This is a genomic window from Methanosarcina siciliae T4/M (assembly GCF_000970085.1).
GTDB classification, from domain to species: Archaea; Halobacteriota; Methanosarcinia; order Methanosarcinales; family Methanosarcinaceae; genus Methanosarcina; species Methanosarcina siciliae.
Genome location: NZ_CP009506.1, coordinates 2,623,111 through 2,645,555, shown reverse-complemented (window position 1 = coordinate 2,645,555; position 22,445 = coordinate 2,623,111). Strand labels below are relative to the sequence as shown.

Here is a 22,445-nt window from a genome sequence, read left to right as displayed (position 1 = left end):
GGTATTTTTTATCATCATATTAGAAAAAACCTTACAGTTCATTACAGAAGAAACCAAAAAGGAAAGAAAGCCAGATTTATCCGGGTTCCATATCATATTTTCCTGGACTTCCACCTCCCACACAGACAGATCAGGCTTCCCAATAATCCGAAGCCTGGAATTGAGTTATTTTTGCTCGATTCATTTCTACCTGAGCTACTACAGCTACCAGATTCTGAATTATTATTTTTTAAATTATTGAAGTCGACAGCATTTTGTCCTTCAGATGATAAATTAGTTTTTCCAGTTCCGACATCTTCAGTTACATTGGAGTTTGTCCCTGTGCTTTGGGCAGTCATATCAGAATCTGTAAGAGGTACTATTACAACTCCGGTAGGAAGGATTCCTGCATTTACCGTAGCAGCAACAGTATCTGTGGCTGTGTCAATTACAGAGACATTGCTGCTTCTGGAGTTTGTCACATATACTTTATTTCCATCCGGTGTGACTGCAATTCCCATAGGTTGTTCTCCAACAGGCACGTTGGCTATTACATTATCTGTGGTCGTGTCAATTACAGAGACGCTATTGCTATCAAAGTTCACTACATATACCCTATTTCCATCCGGGTTGATTACAATTTTACGAGAAGAAGTTCCTACAGGTATAGTGGCTATTACATTATTCGTATCTGTGTCAATTACGGAAACAGTGTTATTGTTAGCTACATATACTTTATTTCCATCAGAAGTGACTGCAACAAGATTGGGTGAGTTTCCTACAGGCACAGTGGCTATTACATTATCCGTGGCTGTGTCAATTACAGAGACAGTGTTGCTGCCATAGTTAGGTACGTATATCTTTTTTCCGTCCGGTGTGACTACAAGTTCATAAGGACTGTCTCCTACAGATATATTGGCTGTAACTTCGTTTGTAGCCGCATCAATTACATAGATAGTGTTGTTGTTACAATTTGCAGCATAGATTTTTTTTCCATCCGGGGTAAATGCAATACTATAAGTACTCGGCCCCACAATAACCGGTGCCATTAAAGTGTTTGTCGCTGGATTAATTACAAAGATGTCAGTGTAGTCATGCTGTTTCGTTACATAAACTCTTGTTCCTGCAGGGTTAAATGTGATTCTTGCAGGATAACTACTTCCTAAATTTACTTTGGCACTAACCTTATTTGTGGCCGTGTCAATTACATAGACAGTGGAGTCGGAAGGCGAGTCCACCACATATATCTTTGTTCCTGCAGGGTTGACTGCAACTCCTACAGGCCATCCTCCGCCGAGAGGCACTCTGGCTGTAACATTGTTAGTTGCTGTGTCAATTACAGCGACATCAGGAGTAGGAACAGTACCATTATAATTCATATCGTAATAATAACCTCTCTGATCATAATCTCCCATAGTTGTCACATATGCAAATGAAGCCGCGCCTGCTACACCAGCGAATATTAAAATCGTAAGTGAAGTTATTCCCAAAACTTTTATGAGAGTATGCTCTTGATATGTTTTATTACATGTTATTTCTTCCATTTTAAATCCCAACTTATGAACTTATGAAAAAGTAACGACATCAGCGACTCACCCTTATATTTTGTTCATACCAGCACTTTATAAACAAAGAGGTTTCGATAAACCTCAATCTTTGGCTGGTTGTTATAGGTTCATAAGCAACCGTTGAAACCAGAAGTTTATCGAACTCCTCTGAGGGATTTTTAACTTATATACACACAAAGCTTGCCTAATTGTGCCTCTTATTACATCTCTTATGGAGTATCGGACAACGTTGGAAAACATACCTGAACTCCATAAAGTTTTTTTTGCGAACTCCTTATAAGTTTTCTCTCCGGATCATCAAACTGTAGTTCTTAACACTCATTTTGAAGCCGTAATTATTCTCTCATAACTGATTGTTAGAGACCATGGTCAGAATATTTATATAATTACGTCTACTGCAAATGATTATTTGGTATAAAAGACAAAATATGGTATTCTAATAAAGAATTTAACTTTTAATATAAAATATAAGAGTAAAATTAAGAATTGGTGAAAAACTGCAGGTAATTTTCAATATGCTAAACATTGTAGTTGAGAAACAGGAACTCAAAAAGTAGAACTTTAGTTTTCACTGAAGTCCGTAATATTCGATGTTCCAGTCCGCCATAGCCTGGATCTTCTTAATTTCTTCTTCGCCGCCTTCCATAGTAAAAAGGTGCCTGAACCTTTTTTGGGCTCTAAGGTATTCTTCAACAGGTCTTGGGCTTTTAATCTTCCTGACCTGCGTTATGTGTCCGTTTTCCATCTCGTACAAAGGCCAGAGGCAGGTCTCGGCTGCAAGCCTTGCAACTTCCAGGGTTTTGGAGGTATCAAAACCCCAGCCCGTAGTACAGGGGGCGTGGGCGTGGACGTAAGTAGGGCCCACGATTTCGGTTGCTTTCTTGACTTTACGCATCATATCTCTTGGGTAGCCGATTGTGGTCGTAGCTACGTAAGGAGAGCCGTGAGCTGCCATGATGGCAGGCATGTTCTTTTTTGGAAGCGGGTTTCCGAAGGAGAATTTTCCGGGAGGGCTTGTTGTGGTGCTGGCATCAAAAGGAGTCCCGGAACTTCTCTGCACTCCGGTGTTCATGTAGGCTTCATTGTCCATACAGATGTAAGTAAAGTCATGACCCCGCTCAAAAGCACCCGAGATAGACCGGACTCCTATATCCATTGTAGCGCCATCGCCTGCGATAACGATGACCTTGATATCGTTCTTTTTGCCAAGGGCTTTTAAGCCTGCTTCAACCCCTGAAGCCACTGCACCTCCGTTTTCAAAAAGAGAATGGATCCAGGGAACCTGCCAGGCAGATTTCGGGTAAGGTGTGGATGTGACTTCCAGACAGCCAGTCGGGTTGACGATAATGCAGTTGGGACCAGCTCCCATAAGTGTAAATTTTGCAGCAAAAATATCACAGCAACCCGGGCAGGCACTGTGCCCGGATGTAATATGGGTTTTCGGTGCGGTTTTACTCATAGCAATTCCTCCTCCAAGTCCGGATAGCTTTTAAGCATGATTCAGGACATTACAGTTTTAATTAATCAATCATCAGGAAAACTGCTGTTAATTGAACTGATTTGAGTTATTCGACCCTGCAATCCTGTCAGATATGCAATTCTATCAGGTCTTCCAGATGCCATCTCTCGAATGCCATATCCAGGTACCTGATATTTTCCCCACCAAGTATATAATTTCCATCCATATATAATATTGACTGGATATTAGAGGAAAATTCCAGAAGCATCAGGGACAATACAAAAAGGTAAACTTATTAATGTGTGAAACATCGACACGATACCGGAAAGTAAAGAATAACATCACCTGTAGTGATTACGATACAATAAAAGGTTAGAAAAAAGCGATTCTTTCGCAGATTAAAAGAACAGGAAGAAAAGCCGGATGGAATCCATTTAATCTATGAATCCATTTAATCTATTATACTGTCTGCGCCTCCAAGATAAAGGCATTTTTGGCCCTGAATCCCGAGGTAAGTAAAATTATTTGAAAGTATTCCGACTCTCTTCACGAAAAACCTATCCATTTGTCTTCTGTAATTAAATAAACGTCAGACCTCGATTCCATCCATTTTTACGATGAAGTTTACCTCAACTTTCGAAACGTTAAGATTGGACTCAAGGTCCGACTCGTACTCTATAAGTATATTTTTAATGACAGTTTCCAAAGAATGTTTTAAATCGGTGACGGTTTCATCCATCAAGATAGTTTTTTCAGCTTCAGTCAGGTTAGAAAGAGCCATCAAACACCACTCCCTAAAGTTTATTTTGTATTGATTTCAACTTTTTCTCAATCCCGCTTTTTCTTAATCCAATTTTTTATAACCCACATTTTTTATAGCCCACTACAATTTTGTAATCCCGACACTTTTTTCCTTCATACAACTGTTTTTCATCTTGACACTGTTTTTTAGTTACTCAGGTCTAATTCAAACCCTGTTTTTCGTGGATTCAATCGGAAATACAAAGATCCCTTCCAACCACGGACAGGCAGGAATTATGTGACCATTACCCTCTTACCCTTCCCATTTTATCCAGTACATGCTGTGAAAGCCACAACATAATTTGAAATTTCCTTCATGTCTGAAATGAAATGTTGCCCCCCAGCAACCATGGAGCTCTTGTTGTCTAATGGTATTATATTTTACCAATAGTATAACCGTTATAATCGTATAAATACTTATTCTGTATAAAAAAGAGATCAAAAGGCATAATTTAAGATATAATTAGGCAAAATATTTAAATATAATTAATTATTTAAATTTAAATTGTAGTAAAAAATATGAATTAGTAGACAGCTTTACTATTTTAAAAAAATGTTAATAAAATATGGGGAAAAGTTCTGAGAAAACTCAATAAATTTTCATATTCAAGATAAAATAATTTACAATTCGGAGACTAGAGATGTAAATTTCAAAAATAAGTATTCGAATTCGGAATATTGCTCGGTGAGTTTCCAAGCCAGTATTTTCAGCTACTCCCTCTTTCCGGATACACTCTCTTTACAGATACACTCCCTTTCCACACTCTCTTTACAGATACTCTTCCCGCCTGGCTGCTTAAACTAGTCATTTTTTCACATTTCTGCAAACAACAACTTCGACTGGGAGCTCCCAGCTGCTAAACTCGGCTGTATCCAGAATATGAAAACTGGCTTCTTCCAGCATTTCCCTGACAAAAATGGGCCTGCAGTCAACATAATTCGGAAAGTTTCTGTGGGCCCATTCATAGAGCTTCAACATTGGAGTGGGATCATAGTTCTGTTTCATGGCTACAACACAGAGTCTTCCGTCTTTTTTAAGCACTCGCTGGCATTCCTTCAAAACCAGAGGGATCTCAGGAGTGTCAAAAAGCTCAAGTGTGAAGCTCATAAAAATTGCGTTAAAGGAAGAATCCGAAAACGGGAGACTAAGGGCGTCCCCATTTATCAGCTGCACCCATTTTGAAAACCCTGCTTTTTCTACTTTTAAGCGGGTTATTTCACACATTTTTTCTGAGATATCAATTCCGTAGACTTTTCCGGAATTTCCGACTGCTTGGGCGAGTTTGAGGATACTCTGACCTGTTCCGAAGCCGATTTCAAGTATTACTTCTCCGGGAGCAGCCTGCACCTTCTGAAGTCCGGTATCTATAAACTCTCCCTCAAAGGGGCTGACAAATAAATCATACCATTTGCCCAACCGGTCATAACTGCTTTTAGCTGCCTTTTTTGAGCGAGTAACTCTGCTTACTTCCATTCAAGAACCTTCCAGTCCTGTCCTTTTTACAGCCCCTGTACTCTTCCGGTTTCTGTCTTTCTTCCAGTTCCTGCCCTTACTTACCTTAGATGAAAGTTTATTCCACTGAAGGGGACTTTATTCCACGTATTCCACATTCCTTTTCACAGGCCGGAAGAGTTTCATGAACTCGTGCACATCTCCGGGAAAATCCGTGCTTACGGGAAGCCCCAGTTCTTTAGCCTCTGCGGATGAGAGGGGAGCGCTGTGGATCATTTCTCCACTTACCAGCTTTTCAACCACGTCATCGAGTCTGCTTTTTCCTTCAGGCCCTGCATCTACCTTGCCTCCAAGAAGCTCTTTTGCGACATTCCGGGTAAGCTTGAGGGCTTTTCTGGAGATATCGCTCATTACAAGAGTGGTGTCATCTGCTTTTTCTTTCTTCATTTCTGCAGCATAGATCCAGGAAGGAGCAGGATAAGTACCGTGCAGGAAATCTCCGATCTGCGGCTCGATTGGCCCTATAACTGCATCCTTATCCATCACGATTTCGTCAGCTGCAAGGGCAATAATTGTACCTCCTGACATTGAGTAATGGGGGATAATAACCCGGGTCTTTTTGGGATGCTTCCTGAGGGCACGGGAAATCTGAATGCTGGCATGGAGCTGGCCTCCGGGGGTGTGCAGGATGAGTTCAAGAGGGTAGTCTTTGTACTGTCTTATCCAGCGCAAAATCTGCTCGGCATCCTCTTCGTCTATATACTGGTAAACAGGCATTCCGAAAAGAGAGATCGCTTCTCGCCTGTGAATCATCGTAAGCACTTTATAAGCATGGTTTTTTTCCATAGCTTTTATTTTTGCCAGACGCTGCATCCGAATTCTTTTGAGTTGAGACTGCGGGTAGACTACCGCGTACAGGAAGAAAAGTATGAAAAAAAGAGACATTAAATCCCAGAAACTGATTGTCGAAACATCAACGGTAGCCAGAAAAACTTCCCCCTTAAACTTCCTGTGGGCACCGCTAAAGCTAACCAGAATGTGCGATTCAACCCCACGTGCTTAATTATTAACATTGTCCTGCAATCTATTAATTATTAGCCCATTTTGAATTGGACGAAAAGGATAGAAGTAAAAACCGGAACAGTTACCATAAACCTATAACCAATGCAGACGAATATTCCCATATGGCTGCCCCGAAGTACCTGAAACGCTATAGAATGGTGCAGGGAAATGAAATGCCTGCCCTCTCAAGGATTACAGAGAGGATTGGAGTCGAATTCGACCCGCAGACAGAACTTGAAAAACTCCGGGATATCCATAAGGCAGGCATCGAAGAATACAGGAAATTGCGGGCAGGTCTTGATCTCGAAGCCGTGGAGGCCCTTGCCTACCCGGACATTTTGGACAGGTTGAGGCTGTATACCCAAAGCTTCCTTGAGATCCCGAAAGCCAGCCCCTCCCTCCTTGACCTTAAGGTTGCAATCGTAGACAGGATGCTTGAAAACTGCACCTGCTGTGAACGCCGTTGCGAGATTAACAGGAAAGAGGGTGAGAAGGGTTTCTGCCGGCTGACTGATGTTTCACGCTATGCTTCGGAGTTCCTGCACATGGGAGAGGAGCCCGAACTTGTCCCCTCCCACACGATCTTTTTTACCGGCTGCGTCTTTGCCTGCGTCTACTGCCAGAACTGGGACATCTCCACATGCCCGGAAAGCGGAACCGAAATCGATCCCCGAAAACTCGCAAAGCTTGTTGACTTCCGAAGGCTGCACGGGGCAAAAAACGTAAACTTCGTAACCCCTGCCCCGCACCCACATACTGTCCTGAAAATCGTGCGGGAAATGTCGTCAAATACGCCGGTTATCTGGAATTCAAACATGTACCACTCAAAAGAAATCGCCGAAATCCTGGAAGGCGTGGTGGATGTCTACCTCGGAGATTTCAAATACGGCAACAACGCCTGTGCCCTGAAATTTTCAAAGGTGAAAAACTACCTGGAAGTCGTCCGGCCCAACTTCGAGTTCGCCTACGAAACAGCCGAAATCCTCCTCCGCCACCTCGCCCTCCCAGGCCATATCGAGTGCTGCACAAGGCCGATTGCCGAATGGGTCTCAGAACACACCCCGCATACCAGGTTCAACCTGATGTTCCAGTACAGGCCCTGCTACCGGGCAATGGAATACCCGGACCTCGGAAGGCATCTGACCCTGGAAGAACAGACAGATGCGATTGATATCGTGAGAGGGGCAGGGATTGAGGATTTGCTGATATGAGTGTTATGCTGCTTTGTCAAGCTTCAAAATAATTAGATCTACAACGGCATGCTACCAGTTACTTTTTCCTCGAAGACGAATGCGTAGCCAAAGAAACATCCGAAAGCATGGAGTGGTACCTCTCCGACCACATGGGCAGCACTTCCCTAATGATTGACGAAACCGGGCTTGAAGCCGAACGAACCGATTACTTCCCATAGGGACAGGTTCGGTCCTGAGGTATGGAGAAATAAGGGTTTCCCGGGCAGGAGAACGATGCTGACACAGGGATGATGTACTAACGGCGCAAGATATTATTCGCCTGAATAATCGTAATTCAAGTAATTTATTGCCATTTAGAGGCCACTTATGATGAATTTTCACGGGCCACGATAGAACTTAAATTCTGCCTGATTCGGGAGTGGTTCTGCCCAAAGACATCTTACAATTCTGCCCCGCAGCGCTTGCAGAATTTAGCATCGCTGTCATGCCCCTCGAAACTGCAATTCTGGCATACTCTGCCGTTTAGGTTTTTGCTTGCAAAGGTGATCTCAGAAGTCACAATCCCTGTCGGGACCGCTATAATACTGTAACCGATGATCATAATTACTGACGCCAGTGCCTGCCCAAGATTGGTCACAGGGACTATGTCCCCGTAGCCTACGGTTGTGAGGGTTATGATTGCCCAGTAGACGCTTCTCGGGATACTGGTAAATCCGCTTTCTGCCCCTTCAATTACGTACATAAGGGAGCCAAGTATCACCACCAGGTTCAAAACCGTGAACAGAAACAGGGTTATTTTTCGCCGGCTTGCACTTAAGGCTCTCATTAATAGATCAGCTTCGCCAATATACTGGACAAGTTTGAGCACTCTGAAGATCCTGAGTAACCGTAAGCTTCGGATCACCAGCAGATAGCGGCTTCCAGGCAGCAGCAGGCTGAGATATGTGGGGAGAATTGCCAGCAGGTCGATGATCCCAAAGAAACTGGTAGCATATCGGAGAGGGCGGCCAACACAGATCAGGCGCAGGAGATACTCTACAGTGAAAAGGATCGTGAAAATCCATTCCAGAATGTAGAATAAACCGCCATATACAGCCGCGACCCTGCTGACGCTGTCAAGCATAACAACAATAACACTCAGCAGGATAGTGAGGATCAGGACTTCATCAAAAAGCTTGCCTGCGGGGGTATCGGCTTCAAATATTATTGTATATAATGTATTTCGCCAGTTATTCTCAGGTGGCTTATTTTGCGAATTATCTTTTACGGAACCAGACATTGTTAATATCCACCCACACAGAAAAGTTTGATACATAATCCGAATTTTCGAAGATGTGCTTATGATGCAGCATCTTACAAAAAAGTTATGTTAACCTATGTTTCAAAAAGTAATAAGTATTTTCTTGCAGTAGCCAATATTACAGTTAAATGCCTCATGTTTTTGGCCTGTAATTAGCTGGCAATAGAACATAAAAATTGTTATTATTATCCCATGAAGAATTTTTTGGTGGCATTCAATGGTGGGATTATATGACGTTGCATTTCTCAAAAATAATACATGAATTAGGGATTAATGAGATATTATCAACTGAAATTGCAGGTCAAATAAAAATGAAATATTTGGATATTACAAAATGGCATCTTTATGATGATATAATTCCTTGTTTAGAACGAGCAATAGATGAAAGTTATGAAAATATGAATTCACATATAGTGATTTTAAAAAACTCTATCTTTCAAACCAGAGTTAATTTGACCTTTTTCTTAGAGATCAAATTCTGCAAGTAAAAATATTAGGATTAATTAGGATATAACAGGTAATGAATCAGGAAGTCGCCTGCTAAAACAGGTGACGTTTCATATTATATATCGTACGTTCCTTCTCCTGTAACAAGCTGACCACTTACTGTTGTCCATCCATCCTGAGACCCAGACAACATAACTTCCATAGTTTCCCAATAGCTATTATATTGCCATCCTCCGATCCACCATTCATTACGTCCGTTCAGGTAGATGGAAATGCTAACGTTTGCATTCGAGGGGGCATCATAATAGGCATACATCTTGCTGTCATAATCAAATTGCTCCGAAGTCCGTGAATAAACTCCGCTGGCGTTGACATTTTGCGTGAGATTATATTTGGGTATAAGGATCATTTCATTGTTCAGAGGGTTCATTGTGTCTATGGGTTGGTCAGATAATACCATAGTACTAAGATCTATACTTCTTGCCTTCTTATTTTTCATAGAAACCATGAGTCCGTGTTCCGTGTCCACTATAGAGTATTCCCATGAAGGATCATGGTTATTGAAGTGCTGCTCTATGATATCCATACCCACGTATGATGTGTCATTTATAACTGGAAGTGGTATGTAAAGAGTCACGTTGTTCAAAGTAGAATCTGTAGTCAATACCACATCATAATCATAACTACTCCTGAGACTCCTATCATACATCCTCTGCTTCTGGTCTTGCCACCACGTAGACAACAACACAGCAGAAATAATTAGTAATAGTACAATTATTTCGTAACGAGTCCTCATATTTAGCCACCGGATTCAACTCTTGAGAAAGGATCCAAATTAAACATAAATTTGACAACTTACTAAGTCACAGTATTAACTTTATTTGTCCATATATTATGATATTATACGTATGCGGACATAAGACGTATACATGTGCACATGGCACGCGTATCAACACACCTTTTTTAATCAGGGTCAAGCAGACTGAAGCGGGTGCCTGCCTTGCTTTGCATCCATATTTATTTATAAAAATAGCTTGAATATTAAGACCGTCTCTAAGATAATCCGTTGCAACGATTTAGGATATATATAACCACGATTATGATTAAGTACACGATGAGAGATTCAATAAAAGTTCCAACAATCACTCCTATAATAGTTGAAAAATCAGCAGGTACAATCACGAAAAAAGAATTAAAAATTAAAAAAAAAGCAAAGCAAGCAATAAATAATATTCCATAACTTGATTTTTTTCATTATAAATTCCATCCTTACTGATAAATTCTTGGTTTGACTGAATTAATTTCTTTGTTTACAATTTCTTTCATTTTAGCTTCAACCTCAATTTAGAGCCTATCCGAAAAGTCCTGCTGCTCTGAAAGTTATCCATGCGCATGCGAAATGTAGCATTGCTAGATAATTCTCAATCTTCTTTTCCCATCTAATCAGCAGCCTTCTGAATCTATTCAGCCAAGAATGTGTCCTTTCCACGACCCACCTTCTTGCCCTGTAACCTGGTATATCTCTTCTGATGTTTTCTTCTCCACGTTTCCTGATATGAGCAGTATATCCGTAATCATCTACCAATTGTCTGATATCAGGAAAATCATATCCTTTATCCATGCAGATATTCTGAGTTACTTTATGCGAAGGTCTTTCAATAATAATGGCATCAAACGTTCCTTTCACAAGCATTTTATCGTGACGATTAGCTCCATCCACGACAACAGAAAGCGGTATGCCTTTACCGTCTGTTAACAGACTTCTTTTTGTACCTTTTTTGCCACGATCAGTAGGATTTGCTCCTGTTCCAGCTCCACCCAATGGTGCTTTTGTCATAGCTCCATCAATAGCTTGCCACTCCCACTCTAGCCCTTCTTCCTTATCATAATCCATCAGACCTGATTGCCACATTTTATCAAATAAGCCTGATCTTTGCCATTCCTGAAATCGATCATGTACAGTGCTTGGAGCTCCATAACATCTTGGCAACGCTTTCCATTGGCAACCTGTACGAAGGAGGTAGAAAATGCCATTCATTATTTTCCGATCATCCTCTCGCGGCCTTCCAGCTTTCTTTTTAGGTTTGGGCAATGGCAGTAAAGCTGTTATTATAGTCCACAATTCATCAGAGATCTCGTAGTCGTGTCCCGTTTTTCGTTTTGTCACTACAAAATATTACCCTGAATCGGAATTCATATATTTTTCGGATAGGCTCTTAGTTGTCCTCTATATTTTTTGCGATCCGGCAGTTAGTATGAGCTGCGATCAGCTTCTAAACATAAATCATACAGCTCAATGCACTCGTCATCGACCTTTGCGGTTTGCATGCTTACACCTCACCTCCGTCAGCGTCCACGATGTCCAAACCGTCTCACGCATTTACAGACCGGCATTAGATGGGTATGAATCCCTCAAAAGAGCCTGTGACATCGTGTATGAGTGATCCAGTCAGTCCACAAACGTAATAATGTACATTAGGATGTTTTGGGGTTCAAGGTTAGGAAATAGACCCAACAACACTACCTATACAGTAATATCATTAAAATAACAAAAATCAAAAAGCATGATACTATGAAGCCTATAACAGCCTTAACTAATTTTTCCATGACTAACAAATCCTTTTATTACTTATTTTAGTCTAATTTGTCCTATTTAGCACCCAGGAGGCAGAATCAGGCAAGATTAAATAGACACACAGCTAAAATAATCACTGCCTCTTAGGACATTCATTATGGAGTTGGAGCTACCGGAAAGTACTTTTTAACTCCATAAATTCCTCTTATCTCACTCCTTATAAGTTTTCTGACCATCCCCTTTAACAATCTACCTTTCATACTCATTTTGAGCCTGCCATTTTCCCCGAACGTTGATTGTTAAAGACCGTGGTCAGAAACTATATATCTAAGCATCCATCCATTCGCATTCAGGCAATTATATAATAACAAAAATAGCATGACATGGGTTCATTTTTAATTATATTTGTGAAAGCCTCACAGATCCGTGGTAAGGAAATCGCACGAAGACTGGTTTTCATCCCTGCTTTCCCCAGACAACCAGTAAATCACTCCACTTTACACAGTTACAGGGCTTGCCCAAAAACCCACCCAACTTCATTACATCAAAACTTTGTCCCATTGGAAATTCAGAAATTTTTCCCTGAACTGCTCTATTGATTACAAAGTGAAGGCAAAAACGACAACAACTTCAAAATTTGGTGAAATATAAGATTGGGATTTATCCGACCTTATTTTTCGTAATATCAGGTAAATTGCCACCTTCAATAACTAAGGTTGAGTTTTTTCTATTATTTTATACAGACTTGAAATAGAAAGATTTTTCACAAACTCAATTTTCAAGAGTTGGCTATTATTTTAATATTATCAGCGTATATACAGTCGCATGCCCTCCGAGTCGCACAGGGAAGAGGATATCTTCGAATCCCAGTTTATAGACAGGTATCTCAGCGAATACGCGAGTGTTTCGTCAATTGTACGTGAGGCGCTGCCTTTCGAACTTCTTGCGACTGTAGGAGGAGTTATTGCAGGGATCATTTTTTCCGGAATGACCAGCGAACTTGAGATGATCCCCGGCCTGATTGTTATTTATCCGGGCGTGCTCGGGCTGCGCGGAAACATTTCCTCGACCCTCGGCTCAAGGCTCGGCAGTGCAATCCACATGGGGCTTATCACTTCCATCGACAGGAACAACCCCGAGCTGACAAATAATATTTCAGGGTCCTTACTCCTGGGTTTTTTAATGGCTATCTTTCTCGGGTTTTTAGGGCATTTTGTCACCCTTGCCCTGGGTTTTGAAAGTGCGGGAGCCTTTAAGCTTATCCTCATCTGTGTGATTTCCGCCCTTACTTCCGGAGTAATCCTCTCTTTTGTTGCGGTCCTGCTTGCCATAGGTATGTTCAGGTTCGGCTTTGACCCCGATAATGTCGTTACGCCTTCGATTGCAACTATCGGGGATATAGTTTCAATGTTCATGCTTTTCCTCTCGGCAAAACTGGTGGTGATGCTTTGAGAAAAGCCGGGAAACAGACCAGCTATTACACCGTACGGGGAATTGTCAAGCGCGGGCTTCCCGTGCTTTCGATCACCTGCGTAATAGGTATCATTGTAGGGCAGGTCCTTAACACCAGAGAAACAAGCCTGCTTTCCATGCCTGCGATCCTTATCCTTATCCCGGCCCTTATCAAGATAGGAGGAGATACAGGCAGCATGCTGGGAGCGAGATTATCCTCGGCTTTTCATATGGGGCTTGGAGACCGGATTTACAGGAACCCTGTCGTGCACAACAGTGTCATTGCTGCCTCAATCGTGGGCTTTGTTTCTTCGATTTCCGTAAGTGTGCTGGTCTTTCTTGCAAGCCATTTTATGGGCTATGGCATGCCCTTCCTCACCCTTCTGGAAATCAGCCTTATCGCAGTTGTTATAGAACTTGTAGTTGTATACTCTGCAACGGTTGCCATTGCGTTTGCATCTCACCGCTTCGGGATAGATCCCGACGACACGGTCATACCTCTAATAGCAAGTCTTGGAGACCTTGTGGGAGTTATGGGTATCTTCATGGCTCTGCATTTGCTGGAGATTATATAAATGGGATGCAACTTAATAGTCCAACTTCTATTCAGAACATTTTTATTTAATTTATCAAGCAGGCTAATTCGGAATAATTCAAAAATCAATAATTACTATGAGGTATATACCTCGTATACACCAACAATAAGGTAGAGTTGATACAGAGACCATGTTCCCTAAAGAATTCAGATACAGTCCAAGGAATCTTATAGACCTTTTGACTGAGATGAAGGATACTTCCGAACTCATGGTAGACCTGGCGTATTCTGCGATGGTCTATGATGATGAGGACATCGCAGAAGAGGTGCTTAACCTTGAAGATAAAATGGATACCCTCGACTATCATATGAAAATGGCTGCAATGTTAAGCACCCGCAGGGTTGATGAGGCTGAAGAACTCCTGGGAGTTCTGAAGGTTGCTGCGTCCTCGGAGAACATAGCAAATGCAGCAGGCGACATTGCTAAGATTGTTCTTATGAACATGGGCATCCCTATGGAGCTGAAGGTAGCCCTCAGGGAAGCAGAAGAAACCATTGTCAGGGCAACCGTTGCTGCAGAATCTGTAATGACCGGGCGCACTCTTGGAGATATCGAGCTTGATATCGAGACCGGGATGTGGGTAATTGCAATCCGCAGAAGTGAAGACTGGATTTACGACCCTGATAAGGAAACCCGTCTCCGTCAGGGGGATGTACTGATCGCCAGAGGGCACGACGAAGGGGTACCGCTCTTCTTTGAAATGGCAACGACAACGAAATTTGTCCCGAGGGAAATCGAGCATGATAAGGGCTTAAAGGACCTTGAACATGCCGTTGATATAATAGTGGACATGAAAAACATGTCCGAGCTCTCTGTAGGGCTTGCGTACTCTGCTATCCTTTTCGATAACGAAGATATCGCATATGAGGTAAGTGCCCTTGAGTCCGAGATGGATTCCATGAAATACGAACTCCAGCACTGGGTACTTGAAACTGCAAAACACGTTGAAGACGTAAACATCCTCAGGGGGATCCTGCACCTTGCCAGCGCCTCTGAAGCAATTTCAGACGCTGCCTACGGGATTGCAGATACTGTCCTCAGGGACATCGAACTCCACCCGATCATTACCCTCGCAGTGCGGAACTCCGAAGAAGTTATCACAAGGCTCCAGGTCGAGAAATGCTCTCCAATCGTTGGCAAGACCTTCTCGGAACTGAAACTTGAAACCGAAACCGGGCTACATGTAATGGCAATCAAGAGAGCTGAACGCTGGGTCTATGCCCCCAAAGGCAACACCATTGTCCAGGCAGGAGACATGCTTATTGCTCGCGGTTCAAGAATAGGAGAGGGGGCACTCATAGAGATGTGTGAGTGCAAGTTGCGCCAGTAAAACCCGAATTTCGGGTCTCTCTTCTTCTTTCTTCTTCGTTTTTTATTTTATTTCTTATTTTTATACCTCGGGCTATAATTACTCTCTGGAGTTTGATATAGTACCTGTTGGATTTTCGAGAAATATGGATACCCTTGAATCCGTCAGGACAGCTGTGGAACTTGCAGGCGGGCTTGGGATCAAGGAAGGAGAAACTGTATTAACCAAGCCGAACGCAAATACTGCGGACCCTGCCCATGGTTTGACAAACCCGAAAGTGTTGAGGGGTGCGCTATTTGGGAAGTTAAAAAGTACAATCCCGGAAAAATAATTGTGGCTGAAAAGTCGATGAGCTCGATGGATACTGAAGAGGTGCTCAAAAAATTGGGGCTCTGGCAGGTTGCGGAGGCAGAGGCAGTTGATGAAATCCTGAAATTTGACCACATGAAATGCGAACACGTGGAGCCGATAGATTACATGATTGTTCTTCCGGCAATCAAGACTCACTGGACTGCAACCTTTACTATGGGGGTTAAGTCCCGGATCAGCATAACCTCAGAAAGGGACAGGAGGCAGTTTTCCCATGGGCAGGGGATGGATATACTCTTTGGGTATATGATTGCTGAATCCAACCTCGTGTCTAAGCCTGATTTTTACATCCCGGATGCTACCAAGTGTTTTGTGACCAAGGTCTCGAACGTAGGAACTCTGAGGGGATCTGGAATTGCCCTTGGAAGCCCGGATGTGATTGCAAACGATGTTGTCAGGACTTGTTCTTCTGAAAACCTTGGGCACGGTTCCCAGGATACAGGTGAAATCGGTCTGGGCTCAGTCGCAGATCAGAAGGGCTATTTAACTGGGATTAGGTGTGGGCAGCAAAGAAGAAATCACAATTAAAAGCTCCGGGATAGAAGAGATGAATGAAATTATTGTTAACCTTTAAATTATTGTTAACCTTTCCTGAACTGCCCGTTGCCTTACAGCCTTAATAGAAAAGGTTCTTGCATCTTTAATGGATCAGTTCATAAATTTCGGTTCAATATATTTCAGTCCAATATATTTCAGCTCCCGTTTTTCAATGGCTGTATAGCTATGCACACACATCACCAAAATTTATTTATTTTCGACAGCCCCATAGTTAGTGGGGTAATATCTATGAATTGCGAAATATGTGGAACAGAGAGCGATGCAAGATACTGCGACGAATGTGGCAAAGTTATGAACGATGTTATCAGACGCGTAGGAGAAGCTCGCTGGGCAGCGATTGATGACTGCTCTTTTATCTATCCGCTTGTAAGGCGCGTAGGTAAAGGAGAGGCTACGGTAAACGATATAATTCAGGCTCTTGAAGTTGAAGATTGAAGAATCTACCCTTCAAAGCTTTGCCCAACACTCAACAGCTTTACGGAAGGGATCCTGAGTTGCATTAATTTTTAAAACCTGAGTTTTCAGGTTACCGGAGATGTTAATTCCTGGGAGCGGCTCGGGAACCCAACAAAGTAAAGTGGATAAACTTTTAAGAAGGAAAGTCCGGTAAATTTAAGCTTTTTTTAAGAAGCTTTTTAAAACTCCAGGCTTAAGTCCGGATTTCGAATTCTTTCGGAATGCGGGATTTCAGTTTTAAGTTGAGCTCTGTTATAAGATCCTTAAGATTATATCTCTTTAGATTTAATATTATAGTGTTAGTAATTTTCTCTGAGCGCAGGGACTGGTGCTGTACATGAAGAGAAAAGCCGGAGCAGTTTTTTAGTGTTCCTGCTCGCAGGAGTGCTCCCGATTTCGGGATGTATAAAAAATGACCAAACCGAAGTATCTGCAGATGAACAATCAGAGACTTTCTATGCCGGCAATGGGGACGAGAATATGGACATCCAGATTATAAAGGTTTTTAGCAGCGAGTTTGAATCTAACAGTGCTATCCCCCGAAAATACACATGCGATGGGGAGAACATAAATCCGCCTCTGGAATTTGCAAACATTCCTGAAGAAACTGAAAGTCTGGTGCTGATCATGGACGATCCTGATTCTCCCATGAATCCGTTTACCCACTGGATCATCTGGAATATTGAGCCAGTGGCAAAGATAGAGGAAGACAGCATCCCGGGGATTGAGGGAATTAATAACTTCAGGAAGATCGGCTATGGAGGGCCGTGCCCTTCCTCAGGCACACACAGGTACTACTTCAGGGTTTACGCACTGGACAGGCAGCTTGAACTCAAAACGGGAGCCGGAAGAAAGGAACTTGAAAGCGAAATGATAGGGCACATCATCGGCGAAGGGGAACTGATGGGTAAATACGGTAAATCCTGACCTGACCAGACCTGAAAAATCTGGCAAGAAATCAAATTTATCAAGGCTCTAATCCGATATCTTATCCGATATCTTATCCCGAATACGATATACTTTTATTATTCAGGCTTCTTGATTATAGATATCAGATATATCCGGGTCATACGGGAGACCTGAATCCGAATCATAAAGTAGACCTGAATCCGAATCATAAAGTAGACCTGAATCCGAATCATAAAGTAGACCTGAATCCGAATCATAAAGTAGACCTGAATCCGAATCATAAAGTAGACCTGAATTCGGATCATAAGACGACCCGGTTTCCTTGAAGATCGATGGGGGAAGATAGTGGAAAGAAATGAAAAAGCCGAACAGAAAAACGCAACAGCAGAAGAGAGTACGGACATACTTGAAAGCCCCGGAGAAAGCCTGGAAAAAGCAACCTTTGCTGCAGGCTGTTTCTGGGGAATTGAAGAGGTTTTCCGGCAGGTAAAAGGTGTGGTCGCAACTGCGGTTGGCTACAGCGGAGGGCACTTTGAAAAGCCTACTTACGAACAGGTTTGTACCCTTGATACAGGGCATGCAGAAGCTGTAAGGGTTATTTTTGACCCGAAAGTCGTGTCGTATAGGGATTTGCTGGATGTTTTCTGGAAGATCCATGACCCGACCACAAAGGACAGGCAGGGCCCAGATGTTGGAAAGCAGTACAGGTCCGTGATTTTTTACCACAACGAAGAGCAAAAAGCTGCTGCTCTCACCTCAAAAGAAGAACTTGAGAGGGCGGGAGTTTTCAAAAATCCCATTGTGACCGAGATTTTGCCGGTTTCTGAGTTCTATATGGCCGAAGACTATCACCAGCAGTACTTTGAAAAAAAAGGATTTTTACAGAATATACTCAGGAGTTTTAAAAAGTAAGTGCTGGAGACAGGGAATAGGGGCGGAAAAAGACCTGATCCGGAGCCGCAATCCAGTATAGCAGAACTGCAGCTTGAAGTACATACCATATAAAAAGATTAATTTAGAGGGATTCTCAAAGTAGTTCCGATGGAAAACGCGGTCTCCATAAGGGAACTATCAAAAGTTTTCGGGAAAACTCCTGTCCTGAAAGCCCTTGACCTTGACATTAAAAAAGGCGAGTTTGCGGTTATTTTTGGTCCTAACGGGGCTGGAAAGACCACCTTTTTGAAGCTGATCTCAACCCTGCTCGAACCTACCGGAGGTTCTGTTTTCGTGTCCGGCTTTAACGTAAGTGAAGAGCCTGAAAAGGTCCGCAAAGAAATAGGGATGCTTTCCCATGATTCCTACCTCTACGGAGAACTTACCGCAAAAGAAAACCTGCATTTTTTCGGGAAAATGTATGGAATCGAGAGTCAGGAACTCGAAAAAAGGATATCACAGCTTTTAAAGGATACGGGGCTTGTAAGAAAAGCGGACGAAAGGGTAAGCACCTTTTCAAGAGGCATGAAACAGCGGCTTTCCATTGCAAGAGCCCTGCTTCACAGACCCTCCATCCTCCTTCTGGACGAACCCTATACAGGGCTTGATCCCGGGGCCTCCCTTGTTTTTGAAAAGCTCCTCAAAAGTTCTGAATTTCAGGGGAGCACAAAACTGATGGTTTCCCACGACCTTGAACGGGGCTTTGCCCTCTGTGACAGGCTTCTGATCCTGAATAAAGGAAAATTTGTATATGATGGCGTTAAGGAAAATTTCTCAGGGTTTCAGGAATTTAGAGAAAAATGTGGCTTTATGTTCACATGAGCCTGAAAGTTAAGAAAACAAAAAAGCAAATAAATACAAAAACTGAAAAATGCAGGTATGGAAGTAAATATTGAAATCAGGCTTGAATTTATTTAAAAAAATAGGACTGACAGATTATATTGAAAAAAGGAGTTTTAAAATGATCCGGAGCTTTTATATCGCTGCAAAAGACCTTAAAGCCGAGTTCCGGACAAAACAGATGCTTAACTCTATGTTCATTTACTCGCTTCTGGTGCTTGTGGTCTTCAGCATTTCTTTCGGGGATTTTCTCGGGGATAGCTCAAAGGTTGAAAAACTTGCTCCCGGCGTTCTCTGGATTGCTTTCACCTTTGCCGGAATGCTCGGGCTTTCCAGAACCTTTGTAATGGAAACTGAAAACGGTTGTCTTGAAGCCCTTATGCTCTGCCCTGTGGACCGGGGTGCGATTTATACCGGAAAAATCCTCTCCAACCTTGCGATTGTATTTCTAATGGAAGCCGTAACCCTTCCCTTCTTTATCATCCTGTTTAATTACAGCCTTGGAACAGGAACCCTGCTCCTGCTCCTGTTAATCCTCTTCCTCGGAACTTTCGGGTTTATCGCAGTCGGAACCCTGCTTTCAGCCCTTACCCTCGGAACCCGGACAAGAGAACTTCTCCTGCCGGTCATTCTCCTGCCGGTCCTCCTGCCGGTCCTGATCCCTGCGGTGGAAGCAACTGCAGGAGTTCTTGCCGGAAACAGCATCGGAGATCTGCTGCCGGAGCTAAGGCTGCTCGCAGTTTACGACCTTGTGTTCTTTGTAATCTCGCATCTGGTCTTTGAATATGTTGTTTCGGACTGAAGGCTTAAATCGAATCAATGAAAAACAAAATAAATAGAATCAGTAATAAAGAAGTAAATCGAATCGATACAGATACATATTTTTGGACATTTGTTAATCCTAACCCATCAAGATACGTGAACAAAATGGCATCAAATTCCAGAAAAACCGGAGTGCTGGCGGTTGTAACTGCCGGTGTAATGATTCTTGCGACATACATGATTTTTTTCTACTTGCCTCCGATTAAAGACGAAGCAGGCGAGGTCCTGAGTGGGAGTTTCAGGATCTTTTTCTTCCACATGCCAATAGCAATCATATCCTATCTGGCTTTTGCAGTCGTATTTGCCGCAAGTATCCTCTACCTCCGGGACAAAGCCCTCAAATGGGATATCTATGCCCGCTCGGCTGCAGAAGTCGGAACCCTTTTTTCGTTCCTTGTGCTGATTACGGGTTCGATCTGGGCAAAGGATGCCTGGGGTTGGTACTGGATCTGGGACATCAGGCTGACTACCTCCCTTGTCCTCTTCCTTGTTTACCTCGCCTACATGATGCTCAGAAAAGCACTCGAAGAGCCTGAGAAAAGAGCCCGGCTCTCGGCAGTCTTCGGGATTTTAGGTTTCATATCCGTGCCTCTGAGTTTTTTTTCGATCAGGCTCTGGCGCTCGGCTCATCCCCTCATGTTCGGAGGAAACACCGGCGGAAGCGGAGGAGGCCTTGAAGGGACAACACTGCAGTTGACCCTCCTTGTTAACTTCATAGCATATTTCTTGCTCTTTCTGACCCTCTTTTCCATAAAAGTGCAGAACGAAAAGATGGAAGAGGAACTTGATGACAGCAGATCTGCCGGATTAGAAGCATGATTTCTGGCAATCTGCTTTTTCTTTTTTGTAAACCTGTCTTTGAATGAAGGGTAACAATAACACAAACTTTACCTCTTCAACTTTAACCGAATACAAACATAGATAACTATTATCATTTAGTCTTACTGTATGTCCTGATCGAACCGATTGAAGTCCAATCATAATAAGTATTGATTTTTTGTCCTTCCTCTTCTTCTGTTATGCGTACGAATTCTTCTCCCAGGAAAAGCACAGCCTTCTTGTAGATCTTTCCTTCGTTGATCTGAATACTGACTCCTTCTCTGAGCTTTCTTGACATCGTTCCTTCCAGGGGGGATGATGCATATTCAAAAACTTTTTCCCATGTTTTGTTCATTTCTATTCACCTTTCAGATGTCTTACCGGAGATGCATTACCGTAATTTCCTGCTTTAGTTTGAACATAAATGCCTAATAAACATGAATGCCTAATATATTCAGTAATACACCGGAATCCTATGTACTAGCTAATGATAAATAAAGTTTTTTATGGGCAGTAATATAACTTAATGTGAATAATGAGAGAGATATGGCAATCAGATAAGTCCAAAACAGGAGGCTTTCTGGCTTTAACATCGAATGTTTTAAAATTAATCAGTACCAAAACAAAATAAGCATCAAAATAAGATCTAACAAGTAATACCCCTTAATCAGGATTTCCCTATCAGGATCATCTCATGAAGATTCCTTAAGTGAGTTTTTATAAGTGAGATCTTTTAAGTGTAAAAATCCTATTAAGGTAAAATTCCTGAAAACATAAAGTGAAATGGAGAATACAACATGTCAGAACACCCTCTCAAAGTTATAATGGATAAAGACCCGGAATTATTTTCCCTGCTTGAAAACATGCGAGAACTTTCTTTTGCAGAAGGCGGAGTTCCTCTTAAGTACAAATTCCTTATTGCAATGGCTCTGGATGCAGCTAACGGTGCCGTTGACGGAGTAAAGGTCCTTGCAATCCAGGCAATGGAAGCCGGAGCTACAAAAGAAGAGGTTATGCAAGCAATAAGAATAGCCCAGTATATTTTCGGAGTTGGAAGCGTTTACACGGCTGCAAGAGCCCTGAATGAAGTATTATAAGTTCTATACTATTCTATTTTCAAGCAGGTCTCAGGTAGAGATTATTCCCTGAGCTTCCGCTTTTTGATTGGTAAACCCCTCCGGCCATAAGTTGCTCATGGGGGAGATTTACGGTCATATTCCGGTTACATTTTTTCATAAACTCGCTATGTTACTATCATAAACTGGTTATATTCTTCCATTATCTGGCTGCGTTACTGTCATAAATATCTGTTTATTTACAATACTGTCAAAAATTATAGGAATTCTTCGAGAGTGACATAATTTTATATCGTATAAAGTATTATTATGTTATAGGGGCGTCTGAAGAATCTTTCCTCTATGTTTCTCCAGAAAACGTATTCCAAATATTCCCGACCAAAAAAAAGCCAGATGCCCTATTATCCTAAACACTCTCCTTTTTCAAAAAGCCGAAGGCATCTACTCAAGCTTTTCATTCGTTTTTTAA

The 22,445-nt window shown here is 42.3% G+C and carries 24 protein-coding genes; 15 read left to right on the top strand and 9 right to left on the bottom strand.

The features are described 5' to 3' along the window. Nucleotides 1-92: 92 nt before the first annotated feature. The 5 genes from MSSIT_RS11270 to MSSIT_RS11250 form a co-directional block, all read right to left on the bottom strand. Complete coding sequence (locus MSSIT_RS11270) at nt 93-1,523, bottom strand: YVTN family beta-propeller repeat protein (RefSeq protein WP_048172445.1); 1,431 nt, start codon at nt 1,521-1,523, stop codon at nt 93-95. Nucleotides 1,524-2,115: 592 nt separating this feature from the next. Then, complete coding sequence (locus MSSIT_RS11265; RefSeq protein WP_048172443.1) at nt 2,116-3,006, bottom strand: thiamine pyrophosphate-dependent enzyme; 891 nt, start codon at nt 3,004-3,006, stop codon at nt 2,116-2,118. Nucleotides 3,007-3,595: 589 nt separating this feature from the next. Then, nucleotides 3,596-3,787 (bottom strand): hypothetical protein, encoded by a 192-nt coding sequence (locus MSSIT_RS11260; protein WP_048172441.1) that lies wholly within the window; start codon nt 3,785-3,787, stop codon nt 3,596-3,598. A gap of 825 nt (nt 3,788-4,612) precedes the next feature. Continuing rightward, nucleotides 4,613-5,281: a class I SAM-dependent methyltransferase gene (locus tag MSSIT_RS11255; protein WP_048172439.1), complete on the bottom strand. Its 669-nt coding sequence runs from the start codon at nt 5,279-5,281 to the stop codon at nt 4,613-4,615. Between the two features lie 117 nt (nt 5,282-5,398). Next, nucleotides 5,399-6,205, bottom strand: a complete 807-nt coding sequence (locus MSSIT_RS11250) for an SDH family Clp fold serine proteinase (protein ID WP_082088967.1) — start codon at nt 6,203-6,205, stop codon at nt 5,399-5,401. A gap of 239 nt (nt 6,206-6,444) precedes the next feature. On the opposite strand from MSSIT_RS11250, the gene MSSIT_RS11245 reads away from it, so the two are divergent. Continuing rightward, the gene (locus MSSIT_RS11245) at nt 6,445-7,533 is read left to right on the top strand and encodes a radical SAM protein (protein ID WP_048174714.1); all 1,089 of its coding nucleotides are present in this window, start codon (nt 6,445-6,447) and stop codon (nt 7,531-7,533) included. A 421-nt stretch (nt 7,534-7,954) separates the two neighbouring features. Here the strand turns inward: MSSIT_RS11245 and MSSIT_RS11240 are convergent, their stop codons facing one another. Next, a complete protein-coding gene (locus MSSIT_RS11240; protein WP_048172436.1) occupies nt 7,955-8,794 on the bottom strand; it encodes an ion transporter in 840 nt (279 codons plus the stop codon). A gap of 251 nt (nt 8,795-9,045) precedes the next feature. Here MSSIT_RS11240 and MSSIT_RS11235 point away from each other — a divergent pair, with 251 nt between their 5' ends. After that, complete coding sequence (locus MSSIT_RS11235; RefSeq protein ID WP_052721618.1) at nt 9,046-9,303, top strand: hypothetical protein; 258 nt, start codon at nt 9,046-9,048, stop codon at nt 9,301-9,303. A 74-nt stretch (nt 9,304-9,377) separates the two neighbouring features. Here the strand turns inward: MSSIT_RS11235 and MSSIT_RS11230 are convergent, their stop codons facing one another. Further along, nucleotides 9,378-9,932 carry a hypothetical protein gene (locus MSSIT_RS11230; RefSeq protein WP_231589767.1) on the bottom strand — a complete coding sequence of 185 codons (555 nt, stop codon included), beginning with the start codon at nt 9,930-9,932 and terminating at the stop codon, nt 9,378-9,380. Nucleotides 9,933-10,376: 444 nt separating this feature from the next. Here MSSIT_RS11230 and MSSIT_RS25320 point away from each other — a divergent pair, with 444 nt between their 5' ends. Then, nucleotides 10,377-10,502, top strand: coding sequence for a hypothetical protein (locus MSSIT_RS25320; RefSeq protein WP_261788792.1), 126 nt, complete (start codon nt 10,377-10,379; stop codon nt 10,500-10,502). A gap of 111 nt (nt 10,503-10,613) precedes the next feature. On the opposite strand, the gene MSSIT_RS11225 is transcribed toward MSSIT_RS25320, so the two are convergent. After that, complete coding sequence (locus MSSIT_RS11225) at nt 10,614-11,429, bottom strand: IS5 family transposase (protein WP_048172434.1); 816 nt, start codon at nt 11,427-11,429, stop codon at nt 10,614-10,616. 1,233 nt (nt 11,430-12,662) lie between these two features. Between MSSIT_RS11225 and MSSIT_RS11220 the strand changes: the two genes are divergently transcribed. The 11 genes from MSSIT_RS11220 to MSSIT_RS11175 all read left to right on the top strand — a co-directional run bounded on the left by MSSIT_RS11220 (nt 12,663) and on the right by MSSIT_RS11175 (nt 20,900). Then, complete coding sequence (locus tag MSSIT_RS11220; RefSeq protein WP_048172432.1) at nt 12,663-13,289, top strand: magnesium transporter; 627 nt, start codon at nt 12,663-12,665, stop codon at nt 13,287-13,289. Then, a complete protein-coding gene (locus tag MSSIT_RS11215) occupies nt 13,286-13,864 on the top strand; it encodes a magnesium transporter (protein ID WP_187151729.1) in 579 nt (192 codons plus the stop codon). Before MSSIT_RS11220 ends, MSSIT_RS11215 begins: the two co-directional genes overlap by 4 nt. A 151-nt stretch (nt 13,865-14,015) precedes the next feature. After that, entirely contained in the window at nt 14,016-15,215 is a 1,200-nt protein-coding gene (locus MSSIT_RS11210) for a potassium channel family protein (protein WP_048172430.1), read from the top strand. Between the two features lie 124 nt (nt 15,216-15,339). Beyond that, nucleotides 15,340-15,525 (top strand): hypothetical protein, encoded by a 186-nt coding sequence (locus MSSIT_RS24755; protein ID WP_231589766.1) that lies wholly within the window; start codon nt 15,340-15,342, stop codon nt 15,523-15,525. A 2-nt stretch (nt 15,526-15,527) separates the two neighbouring features. Next, nucleotides 15,528-16,091, top strand: coding sequence for a DUF362 domain-containing protein (locus MSSIT_RS11205; protein ID WP_231589765.1), 564 nt, complete (start codon nt 15,528-15,530; stop codon nt 16,089-16,091). 258 nt (nt 16,092-16,349) lie between these two features. After that, entirely contained in the window at nt 16,350-16,556 is a 207-nt protein-coding gene (locus MSSIT_RS11200) for a hypothetical protein (protein ID WP_048172428.1), read from the top strand. A gap of 387 nt (nt 16,557-16,943) precedes the next feature. After that, the gene (locus MSSIT_RS11195; protein ID WP_231589764.1) at nt 16,944-17,504 is read left to right on the top strand and encodes a YbhB/YbcL family Raf kinase inhibitor-like protein; all 561 of its coding nucleotides are present in this window, start codon (nt 16,944-16,946) and stop codon (nt 17,502-17,504) included. Nucleotides 17,505-17,831: 327 nt separating this feature from the next. After that, on the top strand, nt 17,832-18,398 hold the full coding sequence (gene msrA / locus MSSIT_RS11190) for a peptide-methionine (S)-S-oxide reductase MsrA (protein WP_197080261.1): 567 nt from the start codon (nt 17,832-17,834) through the stop codon (nt 18,396-18,398). Between the two features lie 129 nt (nt 18,399-18,527). Then, nucleotides 18,528-19,241: an ABC transporter ATP-binding protein gene (locus MSSIT_RS11185; protein WP_048172426.1), complete on the top strand. Its 714-nt coding sequence runs from the start codon at nt 18,528-18,530 to the stop codon at nt 19,239-19,241. A gap of 139 nt (nt 19,242-19,380) precedes the next feature. After that, nucleotides 19,381-20,061 (top strand): heme exporter protein CcmB, encoded by a 681-nt coding sequence (locus MSSIT_RS11180; protein ID WP_048174708.1) that lies wholly within the window; start codon nt 19,381-19,383, stop codon nt 20,059-20,061. Nucleotides 20,062-20,186: 125 nt separating this feature from the next. Beyond that, nucleotides 20,187-20,900 (top strand): cytochrome c biogenesis protein, encoded by a 714-nt coding sequence (locus MSSIT_RS11175; RefSeq protein ID WP_048172424.1) that lies wholly within the window; start codon nt 20,187-20,189, stop codon nt 20,898-20,900. Between the two features lie 112 nt (nt 20,901-21,012). Here MSSIT_RS11175 and MSSIT_RS11170 read toward each other — a convergent pair whose 3' ends face one another. After that, entirely contained in the window at nt 21,013-21,255 is a 243-nt protein-coding gene (locus MSSIT_RS11170; RefSeq protein WP_048172423.1) for a hypothetical protein, read from the bottom strand. 442 nt (nt 21,256-21,697) lie between these two features. Here MSSIT_RS11170 and MSSIT_RS11165 point away from each other — a divergent pair, with 442 nt between their 5' ends. Continuing rightward, the gene (locus tag MSSIT_RS11165; RefSeq protein ID WP_048172421.1) at nt 21,698-21,997 is read left to right on the top strand and encodes a carboxymuconolactone decarboxylase family protein; all 300 of its coding nucleotides are present in this window, start codon (nt 21,698-21,700) and stop codon (nt 21,995-21,997) included. The last annotated feature ends 448 nt before the right edge of the window (nt 21,998-22,445 follow it).